Consider the following 11,821-nt stretch of genomic DNA (forward strand, 5'->3'; position numbering starts at 1 on the left):
CCCTGCATCGGGTCGCGCTGCGATCTGCCGCCCGTCCTGCCGTCGCTCCGCGGCAGGAACTGGCGGGTTGCCGGTGGCGCATGAGGCGGCGAGCCACAAGTGATGCGCTCCGGGCGTCGCCCGGGTGAGCCGTGCGCTGGGGTGGGCGCGGGGCCGATCGGCCGGAGTGCGGACGCGTCGAAGTGCCGGCGGTTCCGGGTGTCCGGGAGCCGACGGTGAGCCCTGCCTGTCCGGCGATTCCGGCCGCGGCGCTTCGCTGCGTTGCCGGAGCGTGCGCGCAGCCGCGGGGTGGGATCGCGAGCCGATCCGCGGTGCGCCTGTCCGTGCCGTGGGTCCGCGACACGATCCGCCGGCCGGGTCCCGGTGCGGGAGCGAGGTTCCGGAGTCCGGGCCGACTCCGGCGGCGATGCTTCAACGGTCGAAGCCGTGAGGGTCCCGGCCGGCGTGTTCGACCCGCTGCGGCCGTCCGCCCGTTCACGGGATGCAACCCGCCACGGACGGGGGAGTCCCCTTCCGGCCGGGTCAATTGAAAAAGGGAACGCGCAAGGTGTTGACGGCGACGGAGGCTGTCCCCACTATGAGGTTCACTACCGCCGGGTGGGAGCGCTCCCATCGGTCGCGCGGGTGTGGCTCGCACCCGGCGGTTCTCTCGTGCCGTACAGCCCGCAGCATCGAGAAGGGCCGCATCATGCCACCCCCCAACGGCATACCGGCCACGCGTCAGCCCGCCTGGCGCGCCGGCCCGTCAGCCGGCGGCGAGACCGTCGCCGCCCTCCCCGACCCGTCGTCCGCCGCCCCGTCCGCGGAGCCCGACGAGCCGAGCGGCAAGGACCGCCGGCCGCTGCTCCCGCAGTCGATCCGGGAAGCCAACCGGCGCAGCGCGTTCAGCCGGCGCAGCCGGGGGGCGGACCGGTGACCCGGCGCCCGGCCTCCGGCTCCGTCGTCTGAGCCGGGATCCCGCGCCCGCCGTGGTGCAAGCCGCTCCGGACCCCTCGCGGGAGGGGTGTCCGGCGGGCAGCGGGTACCGTCCGTCCGCCGTTGCCGGGGACGAGCAGCGATGGACGGCGGCCCGTCCCGGGTGACGCGTCGACGGGTCGCGATGTCATCCGGGACGGGCGCGCACGCCCTCCCGGGCGCGGGGCGGCCCTCTCGTCCGCCCGCGTCCTCCTCCTCTTCCAGAACGTGTGCCACCGCACCAGGTCCGGCCGGCCGATCCGCCGGACCCCGCTGACGGCCGCCGCCGGGTGGGAGCGCTCCCAACCCCTGGCCGCCGCATGCCCGCCCGGGTGTGCGGCGGCCACCACCCGGCGGCGGTTCCGCACCCCCCGCCGCATGGAGAAGGGCCGCACATGTCACCCCGGAGAAGACCCCAGACCACGCCAGGACCCGGCGTCCCCGCCGCCGGGTCCGGCCGCCGCCGCACCCGCACCGCCCTGGCGGGATGCGCCGCCGCCTCGCTCGCCGCCGCCCTCCTGGTGCCGCTCGCCACCGGCGGCGCCACCGCCAGGGCGGCGAGCGGGGCGGTCCAGCAGGAGGCGGCGGCCGAGCCGGCGTTCAACTACGCCGAGGCACTGCAGAAGTCGATGTTCTTCTACCAGGCCCAGCGGTCCGGCGATCTCCCCGACGACAACCCCGTGAGCTGGCGCGGCGACTCCGCCCTCGACGACGGCGCCGACGTCGGTCTCGACCTCACCGGCGGCTGGTACGACGCGGGTGACCACGTCAAGTTCGGCCTCCCGATGGCCGCCTCCGCGACCCTCCTCGCCTGGGGCGGTCTCGCCGCCGGCGACGGGTACGAGCAGTCGGACCAGCTCGACGAGCTGAAGGACAATCTCCGCTGGGTCAACGACTACTTCATCCGTGCCCACCCCGAGCCGAACGTCCTGTACGCCCAGGTCGGCGACGGCGACGAGGACCACCGCTGGTGGGGTCCCGCCGAGGTGATGCAGATGGAGCGGCCCGCCTACCGCGTCGACACCTCCTGCCCCGGCTCCGACGTTGCGGGCGAGACGGCCGCCGCCATGGCATCGTCCTCCCTGCTGTTCGCCGAGGACGACCCCGCCTATGCCGCGACCCTCGTCCAGCACGCTGAGGAGCTGTACGAGTTCGCCGACACGTACCGCGGCGTCTACTCCGACTGCGTCCCGGCAGGCAACTTCTACCGCTCGTGGTCCGGCTACCAGGACGAACTGGTGTGGGGCGCGTACTGGCTCTACAAGGCCACCGGCGACCCCGCCTACCTCGACAAGGCCGAATCCGAGTACGACCTGCTGGCGAACGAGCCGCAGTCCACCACCCGCAGCTACCGCTGGACCATCGCCTGGGACAACAAGGCCTATGGCGCCTACGCCCTGCTCGCGATGGAGACCGGCGACGCGCGCTACATCGAGGACGCGAACCGCTGGCTCGACTTCTGGACCACGGGCGTGAACGGCCAGAGCGTGCGGTACTCACCCGGGGGCCAGGCGTTCCTGGACACCTGGGGATCTCTCCGCTACGCGGCCAACACGGCGTTCGTCGCGCTGGTGTACTCCGACTGGCTCGACGCCACGGACAGCACCCGGGCCGCCCGCTACCGCGCATTCGGCGAGGACCAGATCGACTACGCCCTCGGTGACAACCCGCGCGGCTCCAGCTACGTGGTGGGCTTCGGCGAGAACCCCCCGCAGAACCCGCACCACCGCACCGCCCACGGCTCGTGGACCGACCAGCTCACCAACCCGGTCGAGACACGCCACGTCCTGTACGGCGCGCTCGTCGGCGGACCCTCGTCGGCGAACGACCAGTACACCGACAGCCGCCAGGACTACGTGTCCAACGAGGTCGCCACCGACTACAACGCGGGCTTCTCCGGAGCGCTGGCCGTCATGGCCGCGCGGTACGGCGGCACCGCGCTCGCCGACTTCCCGCCGGTCGAGGAGCCCGACGACGCCGAGATGTACGTGGAGGGCTCGCTCAACGCGACGGGCAGCACGTTCACCGAGATCAAGGCGACCGTGCGCAACCAGTCGGCGTTCCCCGCCCGTGCCCTGACGGACGCGACGTTCCGCTACTGGTTCACCCTCGACGAGGGCACCGACCCCGCCGACCTGACCGTGGTCTCGCACTACAGCGAGTGCCCCGACCCGGTGGCGGGCATCCACCACGCCGGCGGCGACCTGTACTACGCCGAACTCGACTGCTCCGGGAAGCTCATCTACCCCGGTGGCCAGTCGCAGCACCGCGCCGAGGTCCAGTTCCGCATCGACGGCGGCCCCGGCTGGGACCCCGCCGACGACTGGTCCTACCAGGGCATCGGCCAGACCCCCGCCCGCGCCGGGTACATCACGCTCTACGACGGCGGTGAACTGGTCTGGGGCACTGAGCCCGCCCCCTCTGCCCAGCGGTGAGAACCCCCCACGACCGAAGGAGCGGAAACCATGGCAGTCCAGCACCATCCCACCGTCGCCGGCACCACCAGGGCGGCTCCGGCACCGGCCCCGTCCGGGCACACGCTGAGCACCGCGGGCCTGAAGACGCTCGCGGCGCTGCGCATCGTCACCGGCGCGATCTTCGTGTGGGCCTTCCTCGACAAGCTGTTCGGCCTCAGCTACTCGACCCCGACCGAGCGGTCCTGGCTGGAGGGGGCGTCGCCCGCGAGCGGGTACCTCTCGCACGTGTCGGTCGGCCCGATGGAGTCGACGTACCACGGCTGGGCCGGCAACACCCTGATCGACCTGCTCTACATGGGCGGTCTCCTCGGCGTCGGCCTCGCCCTCGTCGCCGGCATCGGCCTGCGCGTCACGGCCGTCGCGGGACCGCTGATGATGCTCTTCCTGTGGCTCGGCGAGTTCCCGCCGGCACAGCACCTCTCGGACGGCACACCCAGCATGTCGACCAATCCCCTGATCGACCAGCACGTCGTCTACGCCACCGTCATGGTCGTCGTCGGCGTCTGCTCCGCCGGCCGTGTATGGGGTCTCGGCGGCGCCTGGGCGCGCCTGCCCGTCGTTCAGCGCTACCCCTGGCTGCGCTGAGCACCGGCGCGCACGCCCATGCGCGCCGGTCGTCAGGACAGCGGGTGCGCGGGGAGCGGGCTACGGCCTCCTCGCGCACCCGCCCTCAACCGTCACGTGAGTGACGGCGGCCGGCCCGGCCCGGGAGCGACGCCCTCTCCCACCGGGCCGGCCTCGGCGCGGCCCGCGCCGACCACGGCGTCCCCCCTTCCGGCCGCGATCGCCCGCCCGCTAAGGTCCGATCCATCAGCCACCCCGGCCCCGCCCGGGCCGAACGGGAAGGGACACCGCCCCATGGACGCACCGCTGGCCCTGCCGGGCCTCCCCGCGCCGCTCAGCCGCTTCGGCCGCCCGGCCGAGGTGCAGGTGACGGCCGAGGACGCCATCACCGTGGCGGCCGGGCCGCGCACCGACCTGTTCGCCGACCCCGGCGGCCCCGACCGGTTCGCGAACGCGCCCGCGCTCCTCACCGCCCTGGAGGGCGACTTCACGCTCGCCGCACGCGTCCGCGCCGGCCTGTCCACCACGTACGACGCCGGTGCCCTCCTCCTGCACGCGGGTCCGGACTCCTGGGCGAAGCTCTGCCTCGAACTGTCCCCGCAGGGCCGGCCCACGGTCGTCACCGTCGTCACGCGCGGCGTCTCCGACGACGCCAACGCCTTCCCCGTCGAGAGCGGCGACGCCTGGCTGCGCGTCTCGCGGATCGGCACCGCGTACGCCTTCCACGCCTCCACCGACGGGGCCTTCTGGCACCTGGTGCGCTACTTCTCCCTGGGCGCGGAGCCCGCACACGTCGGTTTCCTCGCCCAGTCGCCCACCGGTGAGGGGCTGTCCGTGCGCTTCGAGGACATCGCGTACGCCCCGCGCACGCTCACCGATCCGCGCGACGGCTCCTGACCGGCGGGGTGCCCGGCGTCGTAGGCTGGAGGGCTGTCGGCGCCGAAGCGCCGTCTCCGTGAACGAAGGAGCCCATTGCCGCACGACACCATGACCCGGCCAGCCCCCGCCGAGGGCGGACCGGCCCGGCCGTCCCGGCCCGACCGGCCGCACGAGGTCCGCCGCATCCTCGCCCTCTTCCGTCCCTACCGCGGCCGTCTCGCCACCGTCGCCGCCCTGGTCGCGGCCTCGTCCCTGGTCGCCGTCGCCTCGCCGTTCCTGCTCCGCGAGATCATCGACACCGCCCTGCCGGAGCGCCGCACCGGTCTGCTGGGGCTCCTCGCGCTCGGCATGATCGCCGCCGCCGTCACCAGCAGCGTCTTCGGCGTCCTCCAGACCCTGGTCTCGACCACCGTCGGCCAGCAGGTCATGCACGACCTGCGGACCGCCGTATACGGGAAACTCCAGCAGATGCCGCTGGCGTTCTTCACCCGCACCCGGACCGGCGAGGTGCAGTCGCGCATCGCGAACGACATCGGTGGCATGCAGGCCACGGTGACGTCGACCGCGACCTCCCTCGTCTCGAACCTCACCTCCGTCGTCGCGACCGTCGTCGCGATGCTGGCGCTGGACTGGCGGCTGACCCTCCTGTCCCTGGCGCTGCTGCCGTTCTTCGTCTGGATCGCCCGCCGCGTCGGCCGGGAGCGCAAACGCATCACGACGCAGCGCCAGAAGCAGATGGCGGTCATGGCGGCGATGGTGACCGAGTCGCTGTCCGTGAGCGGCATCCTGCTCGGCCGCACGATGGGCCGCGCCGACGCGCTGACCAGTGAGTTCTCCGGCGAGTCGGAGCGGCTCGTGCGCCTGGAGGTGCGCGCCAGCATGGCGGGCCGCTGGCGGATGGCCACAATCGGCATGATCATGGCGGCCATCCCCGCACTGCTGTACTGGTCAGCCGGTGCCCTCCTCGAACTGGGCGGCACCCCGCCGTCGATCGGCACGCTCGTCGCCTTCGTGGGGCTCCAGCAGGGGCTGCTGCGGCCCGCCGTCTCGCTCCTGTCGACCGGGGTGGACATCCAGGCGTCGCTGGCGCTGTTCCAGCGGATCTTCGAGTACCTCGACCTGCCGGTGGACATCACCGAGCGCCCCGATCCGGTGCGGCTGCGCCGGGTGCGCGGGGAGATCCGGTTCGAGGACGTGTCGTTCGCCTACGCCCCGGCCGGTCCGGCCACGCTGCGGGACATCCGGCTCACCGTCCCGGCGGGCTCGTCGCTCGCCGTCGTCGGTGCCACGGGCGCGGGCAAGAGCACCCTCGGCTACCTGGTGCCGCGGCTGTACGACGTGACGGCGGGCCGGGTCACCCTCGACGGCGTCGACGTGCGCGACCTCGATTTCGCCTCGGTGGCCCGCGCGGTGGGTGTCGTCTCGCAGGAGACCTACCTCTTCCACGCCACCGTCGCCGAGAACCTCCGCTTCGCCCGCCCCGACGCGAGCGACGCCGAGATCGAGGCGGCCGCCCGCGCCGCGCAGATCCACGACCACATCGCCTCCCTCCCCGACGGGTACGACACGGTCGTCGGCGAGCGGGGCTACCGGTTCTCCGGCGGTGAGAAGCAGCGCCTCGCCCTCGCGCGGACGATCCTGCGGGACCCGCCCGTCCTGGTCCTGGACGAGGCGACCAGCGCACTGGACACCCGTACGGAACTGGCCGTCCAGCACGCCATCGACGCCCTCTCCGCCGGGCGCACGACGCTCACGATCGCCCACCGCCTCTCCACGGTGCGGGACGCCGACCAGATCGTGGTCCTCGACGGCGGACGGATCGCCGAGCGGGGCACGCACGACGAACTGCTCGCCCTCGGCGGCCGGTACGCCGCCCTCGTCCGCCGCGACGCCGAGGACCGCGTCACCCCCTGACACCCCACGCCCGGGCCCGCCGGCCGGGGCCGGGCACCGCCCATGAAACTGTACGAACGATCGTGCTGATATATTGCGTCCGGAGCATGCCCCGCTGTGCGCCCCCGCCGAACGAAGGAGACCGTGCCATGCCTCGTGCCGACCGTCTCGCCGAACGTCTCGCCCGCTCCGCCCTCGCCCTCACCGGGCACCTCTCACCGGCCGTGGCCGCGCGGCTCGCGGCCCCCCGCTTCAGCGACCCGACCGCGCGCAGCTCCCTGCGCCCGGACGAGGAGCCGCTCATGCGCCGCGCCATCCGCACACCGCTGCCGGTGCGCGGGAAGACCGCCGTCGCCTACCACTGGGGCGACGGCGAGCGGCCCGTGCTGCTCATGCACGGCTGGCGCTCGCGCGCCTCCCGCTTCCACGTCCTCGCGGGCGCCCTGATCGAGCGCGGTCTGAGCCCGGTCGCCTTCGACGCGCCCGGCCACGGCGAGGCGGCGGGACGGGGTACGTCGGCCCTGGAGTACCGGGAGATGGCGGCGGAACTCCAGCGGCGCCACGGCCGGTTCACCGCCGTCGTCGGACACTCGGTCGGCGGCCTCGGCGCGTATCTCGCCGTCCGGGACGTCCTGACGACCCGGCGGCTGGCCACCATCGCCGCCCCGGCACGCCTCGGCGACGTGTTCGACAGCTTCTGCGCGCTGGCCGGCCTCGGCGAGCGCGTCAGGCCCGTCCTGCGCCGCCGCCTGGAGGAGGGGCTGTTCGCGGGCGAGCCCGACGTGTGGAACCACTGTTCACCCGTGCACGACCCCGCGGCGATCACCCCGCCCGTGCTGATCGTCCACGACCGGGACGACGACATGGTGCCCTACGCGGCCGCCGAGCGTCTCGCCGCCGCCCACGGCGACCACGCGGACCTGCTCACCACCCGGGGTCTCGGACACCGCCGCATCCTCACCGACCCGGACGTGACAGCCGCCGTCGTCGCCTTCGCGGCCGCCGACGACGCCGCGTGCCACGGGGACGGCGGCACGGCGCACGGCCTCACCGCCTGAACGGCCCGCCCGCGGCCGGCGGGCATCAGACCGCGCCGTCGAGCACCGCCGGGTCGCGTGCCACGGACCGCAGCCGCGCCAGCACCGCGGCCGCCGCGCGCCCGTACCCGCTGTCGTCCCCGTGGAGCGCCGAGTCGGCGTTGGCCAGCTCCAGGAGGGCCATCAGCTCGAAGGCGACCTGCGGGACGTCCGTGCCGGGCAGGGACTCGTCCAGCCGGCACGCCTCCTCCAGCAGCTCCCGCACGTGACCCACCCACTCGGCGCGGGCGTCGGCGACGGCGTCCCGCACCGGTCCGCCGCGGGCGCCGAACTCGGCCGCGGCCGCCGCGAAGAAGCAGCCGCCGGGGAAGACACGCGCCTTCGAGTAGTCCAGGTAGGCGCGGCACAGCCGCCACACGCGCGCCAGCCCGGCCGGCGTCTCCTGCGCCGGCAGCGCGACGTGCTGGACGAACACGGCCCGCGCGGCCCTGATCGTCGCGAGCTGCAGCTCCTCCTTGGAGCCGAAGAGCGCGAAGACGCCGCTCTTGCTCATGCCGAGCTCACCGGCGACCCGGCCGATCGACAGCCCGTCGAGTCCTTCGACGGACGCGATCGCCATGGTGCGGCCGAGGACGAGGCGGCGGGTGGCCCGTCCGCGCTCCAGCCGCCCGTCGGTCCGCGCAGCGCCCGTCATGATCCCGCTTCCCTCCGCCGTCCGGCCGGGGACCCATCGTACGGCGGACGCCGCGGACGCCCGTGTGCCGCGACGGGGTCAGACCAGCCCGAGGCTCCTGATCTCGATCGCCAGGCAGCGGTCCATCACCATGTCGAGGCCGGCGGCCCGGGTGCGTGCGTAGGCGGTCTCGTCGACCACGCCGAGCTGGAACCACACGGCCTTCGCCCCCGCGGCGACGGCCTCGTCAGCGACTGCGCCGGCCAGGGCGCTGTTCACGAAGACGTCGACCACGTCGACCGGGAACGGGATGTCGGCGAGGGACGCGTACCCCCGCTCCCCGTGCACCGTCTCCGCCTTCGGGTGCACCGGCACGATCCGTTTGCCGAAACGCTGCAGCACGGCGGCGACGCCGTGCGCGGCCCGCGCCGGATTGTCCGACAGGCCCACGACGGCCCAGGTGTCGCCCGCCTCGGTGAGGATGCGGCGGACGGTTTCGTTGTCCCCATACACGCCCTGCACAACGAGCACGGTGGCCCCGGTGTTCCCCTGCCCGCCTCCGCCCCGCATAGGCTGGGCGGGTGGCGGACGGGTACAGGACGGTGGCGGGTGAGAGCTTCCACGAGACGGAGGTGAACCGCTCGCGGTTCCTGTGCGCCCTCGCGCCGGTCGGCGACGAGGAGGCCGCCGGCGCCTTCGTCGCCCGGGCACGCGCCGCCCACCCGACCGCGTCCCACACCTGCTGGGCGTACGTCCTCGGCGCCGACGCGTCCGTGCAGCGCAGCAGCGACGACGGCGAACCGGGCGGCACGGCGGGGCTGCCGATGCTGCAGATGCTGCTGCGCCGGGAGGTGCGGTTCACGATCGCGGTGGTCACCCGGTGGTTCGGCGGCACCAAGCTCGGGGCGGGCGGCCTGATCCGGGCGTACGGCGGCGCCGTCGGCGCGGCCCTGGACGCGGCCGGCACGGTCACCCGCCACCGGCTCAGGCTCGCGTCCGTCACGGTCGGCCACGAGCGGGCCGGCCGCCTGGAGAACGAGCTGCGCGCGGGCGGGTACGCCGTACGCGGCGTGGACTACGGCGCCGAGGTCACCATCGGCGTGGCGCTGCCGGCCGACCGGACCGAGGCGTTCCGCGCCTGGCTCGCCGGCGCGACGGCCGGCGCCGCGCGTCTCGACCTGGGCGGCGAGACGTGGACGGCGCCGGCCTGACGCGTGTCACCCCTCCCGGTGTCCGGGCGGCGGTTCGATGCCGAGCTGCGCGAGCTGCTGCGCGAACGGCACGAGCGGCTCCTCGGCGTCCGCCACCCGTTCCTCCTCCGGCTCGGTGACGGGCGCGACGGCCCTGCCCGCCGGGCCGGTCATCAGCGCCGCCAGTTCACCGGCCGCGCGCTCGACGCGGGCGTGCAGTTCCCTCCCGCCGCCGTCGCCCGCCGTGCCCCAGTCCTGCGAGGCGGCGTAGACGCCGGTCGGGACGGTGACGGCCCGCAGGTAGGAGAACAGGGGACGCATGGCGTGCTCCAGCACGAGGGAGTGGCGCGGGGTGCCGCCGGTGGCGCCCATCAGTACGGGCTTGCCGGTGAGCGCGTCGGGCTCCAGGACGTCGAAGAACGACTTGAACAGGCCGCTGTAGGAGGCCGAGAACACCGGTGTCACGGCGATCAGGCCGTCGGCGCCGGTGACCTCGTCGATGACGGCGGCCAGCCGCGGGTCGGGGAAGTGCGCGGTCAGGTTGTGGGCGATGCTGCCCGCCAGCTCGCGCAGCTCCACGACGGTCACCTCCGCGCCGGTGCGCTCGGCCGTGGCCGTGGCGAGCCGGTCGGCGAGCAGCCGGGATGACGAGGGGACGCTCAGCCCTGCGGTGACGACGGCGAGTCTCATTCCGCGGCCCGCCCCTCACGCGCCGTGTCCTCGCCCGCGGTCCGCGCGGCGACGCGGGCGGCGTGCGTGGGCGCGTCCGGCACCGTGTCGGGCCGGCCGATCGCGAACTCCTTGCGCAGCACCGGGACCACCTCCTCGCCGAGGATGTCGAGCTGCTCCAGGACCGTCTTCAGCGGCAGGCCGGCGTGGTCCATGAGGAAGAGCTGCCGCTGGTAGTCGCCGACGTACTCGCGGAAGCCCAGGGTGCGTTCGACGACCTGCTGCGGGCTGCCGACGGTGAGCGGCGTCTGGGCGGTGAACTCCTCCAGCGACGGGCCGTGGCCGTAGACGGGGGCGTTGTCGAAGTAGGGGCGGAACTCCCGCACCGCGTCCTGCGAGTTGCGGCGCATGAAGACCTGGCCGCCGAGGCCGACGATGGCCTGCTCCTCGGTCCCGTGGCCGTAGTGGGCGAAGCGGCGCCGGTAGAGCGCGATCATCCGCTGCGTGTGCTCCTTGGGCCAGAAGATGTGGTTCGAGAAGAAGCCGTCCCCGTAGTACGCCGCCTGCTCGGCGATCTCGGGGGAGCGGATGGAGCCGTGCCAGACGAACGGGGGCACGTCGTCCATCGGGCGGGGCGTGGACGTGAAGCCCTGGAGGGGGGTGCGGAAGCGGCCCTCCCAGTCGACGACGTCCTCGCGCCACAGCTTGTGCAGCAGCGCGTAGTTCTCGATGGCGAGCGGGATGCCCTGGCGGATGTCCTGACCGAACCAGGGGTAGACGGGGCCGGTGTTGCCGCGGCCGAGCATGACGTCCGTGCGGCCGTCCGCCAGGTGCTGGAGCATCGCGAAGTCCTCGGCGATCTTCACCGGGTCGCTCGTGGTGATGAGGGTGGTCGCGGTGGACAGCAGGAGCCGTTCGGTGCGCGCGGCGATCCAGCCGAGCATGGTGGTGGGGGAGGAGGGGACGAACGGCGGGTTGTGGTGCTCGCCGGTCGCGAAGACGTCGAGGCCGACCTCCTCGGCCTTCAGGGCGATGGCCGTCATGGCCTTGATGCGCTCGCGCTCGGTCGGGGTGCGGCCGGTGGTGGGGTCGGGGGTGACGTCGCCCACGGTGAAGATGCCGAACTGCATGCCGGTCATGGTGTCGCGCTCCGAAGTTGTTGAAGAATGAACTACCCGGACAACAGGGTGCTCCTCCCGCCTATTCCTACCTCCCCGGCCCCCGCCCGGACCCGCCGCCCCGGGGTGCGGCGCACCACCGCGCGCGTACCGGGCGCTCCATCCACCGTGGCGGCCGCGCGGGCGCGCCGCAACCCGGCGCGTCATCATTCCGTCACCGAAGGGTCACCGGGTGCGCGCGGTCCGGGCGGCGGCCGGCCGGGGGCACCCCCGGGAGGGCATCCACCGGCGGCCGTGCGGCCCCGGCCCACGCTCCGCCACCGGGACCTGCGGGCACGGTGAACGGCCCGCCCGGCCCGCGCGCGGC

Annotated in this window: 11 protein-coding genes; 7 read left to right on the forward strand and 4 right to left on the reverse strand. The window is 74.1% G+C overall.

The annotated features are described in order from the left end of the window. Positions 1 to 688: 688 nt before the first annotated feature. The 6 genes from EMA09_RS27065 (at position 689) to EMA09_RS27090 (ending at position 7,825) form a co-directional block, all read left to right on the forward strand. A complete protein-coding gene (locus tag EMA09_RS27065) occupies positions 689 to 916 on the forward strand; it encodes a hypothetical protein (RefSeq protein WP_129843579.1) in 228 nt (75 codons plus the stop codon). Between the two features lie 433 nt (positions 917 to 1,349). Beyond that, on the forward strand, positions 1,350 to 3,389 hold the full coding sequence (locus EMA09_RS27070; protein WP_129843580.1) for a glycoside hydrolase family 9 protein: 2,040 nt from the start codon (positions 1,350 to 1,352) through the stop codon (positions 3,387 to 3,389). Between the two features lie 30 nt (positions 3,390 to 3,419). After that, on the forward strand, positions 3,420 to 4,016 hold the full coding sequence (locus tag EMA09_RS27075) for a DoxX family membrane protein (RefSeq protein ID WP_129843581.1): 597 nt from the start codon (positions 3,420 to 3,422) through the stop codon (positions 4,014 to 4,016). Positions 4,017 to 4,289: 273 nt separating this feature from the next. Continuing rightward, complete coding sequence (locus EMA09_RS27080; RefSeq protein ID WP_129843582.1) at positions 4,290 to 4,892, forward strand: DUF1349 domain-containing protein; 603 nt, start codon at positions 4,290 to 4,292, stop codon at positions 4,890 to 4,892. A 90-nt stretch (positions 4,893 to 4,982) separates the two neighbouring features. Continuing rightward, positions 4,983 to 6,788 (forward strand): ABC transporter ATP-binding protein, encoded by a 1,806-nt coding sequence (locus EMA09_RS27085; RefSeq protein ID WP_129844327.1) that lies wholly within the window; start codon positions 4,983 to 4,985, stop codon positions 6,786 to 6,788. 128 nt (positions 6,789 to 6,916) lie between these two features. Further along, positions 6,917 to 7,825: an alpha/beta hydrolase gene (locus tag EMA09_RS27090; RefSeq protein ID WP_168220819.1), complete on the forward strand. Its 909-nt coding sequence runs from the start codon at positions 6,917 to 6,919 to the stop codon at positions 7,823 to 7,825. Between the two features lie 25 nt (positions 7,826 to 7,850). On the opposite strand, the gene EMA09_RS27095 is transcribed toward EMA09_RS27090, so the two are convergent. Both EMA09_RS27095 and EMA09_RS27100 read right to left on the reverse strand, forming a co-directional pair. After that, the gene (locus EMA09_RS27095) at positions 7,851 to 8,498 is read right to left on the reverse strand and encodes a TetR/AcrR family transcriptional regulator (protein ID WP_129843584.1); all 648 of its coding nucleotides are present in this window, start codon (positions 8,496 to 8,498) and stop codon (positions 7,851 to 7,853) included. 78 nt (positions 8,499 to 8,576) lie between these two features. After that, the gene (locus tag EMA09_RS27100) at positions 8,577 to 8,990 is read right to left on the reverse strand and encodes a CoA-binding protein (protein WP_129844329.1); all 414 of its coding nucleotides are present in this window, start codon (positions 8,988 to 8,990) and stop codon (positions 8,577 to 8,579) included. Between the two features lie 68 nt (positions 8,991 to 9,058). Here EMA09_RS27100 and EMA09_RS27105 point away from each other — a divergent pair, with 68 nt between their 5' ends. Continuing rightward, positions 9,059 to 9,688 (forward strand): YigZ family protein, encoded by a 630-nt coding sequence (locus EMA09_RS27105; protein ID WP_129843585.1) that lies wholly within the window; start codon positions 9,059 to 9,061, stop codon positions 9,686 to 9,688. Between the two features lie 6 nt (positions 9,689 to 9,694). On the opposite strand, the gene EMA09_RS27110 is transcribed toward EMA09_RS27105, so the two are convergent. Then, positions 9,695 to 10,357: an FMN reductase gene (locus tag EMA09_RS27110; RefSeq protein ID WP_129843586.1), complete on the reverse strand. Its 663-nt coding sequence runs from the start codon at positions 10,355 to 10,357 to the stop codon at positions 9,695 to 9,697. Next, on the reverse strand, positions 10,354 to 11,466 hold the full coding sequence (locus EMA09_RS27115) for an LLM class flavin-dependent oxidoreductase (protein WP_129843587.1): 1,113 nt from the start codon (positions 11,464 to 11,466) through the stop codon (positions 10,354 to 10,356). The genes EMA09_RS27110 and EMA09_RS27115 overlap by 4 nt, the downstream gene beginning before the upstream one ends. Positions 11,467 to 11,821 lie beyond the last annotated feature (355 nt).

Origin of the sequence: Streptomyces sp. RFCAC02 (assembly GCF_004193175.1) — a bacterium.
Lineage (GTDB): Bacteria > Actinomycetota > Actinomycetes > Streptomycetales > Streptomycetaceae > Streptomyces.